The organism is Halolamina salina (assembly GCF_042678005.1).
GTDB lineage: Archaea > Halobacteriota > Halobacteria > Halobacteriales > Haloferacaceae > Halolamina > Halolamina salina.
Map to the genome: position 1 here is coordinate 1 of NZ_JBHUDH010000112.1, position 644 is coordinate 644.

1 protein-coding gene is annotated in these 644 nt (G+C 43.9%); it reads left to right on the forward strand.

From position 1 onward, the window contains the following. The coding region (locus ACFR9S_RS10015; RefSeq protein ID WP_379818539.1) for a hypothetical protein at positions 1-589 on the forward strand (589 nt) is incomplete at its 5' end. Positions 590-644 lie beyond the last annotated feature (55 nt).

A 644-nucleotide genomic window follows, 5' to 3' on the forward strand; every position in this document is an offset into this window, starting at 1 on the left:
CACGGAGGAGTATCTCAATGCTATTGTCGACGAAGCCCTGAAATTACCCTTCTTCCAGGATCGCTCCGATTTTATCGAAGAAGCCGCAGAAAATCATAAAGAAGGCCGGTATGCATCCTCAATCTGCGTGTTGTTCCCGCAGATCGAAGCGTTCACCTGGGTATATGCTGCGTTCTTGGACGAAAAAGGTATTGAAGAGATCTTTGTCGATATCGATGTCTCAGAGGACGGGTTTTGGAACTTCAATCCACGTGACTATGACGAGATCACAGCATACAACGAGAACGGGAACGAGATGGTCGTCAATAGTGTAAAGCAATTGGTCTCGCAAACAGCATTGAATCAACATCTGTACAGCGATGTTGTTGAGTATTTCGCCAATGAGTTATTTGAAGAACGAAATCCGATCCTCCATGGCAACTCCTCTGATTTCAATACAGAAGTCAACTCTGCAAAGAAGCTGATCTTCTTCCGAAATTTTGTGGAAGAGTTTTCAAGTGATTTAACTGACCCGTCACATTGGATGGATGAAATAGAACAAGATATCGACGTTGATTGGAAGGATATTCTCACATCTGACGATGAATGAATCTTCTTTTAACAGAGATAAACTATCAGGATTGGTCGCGCCGCCTGTCGAGGGC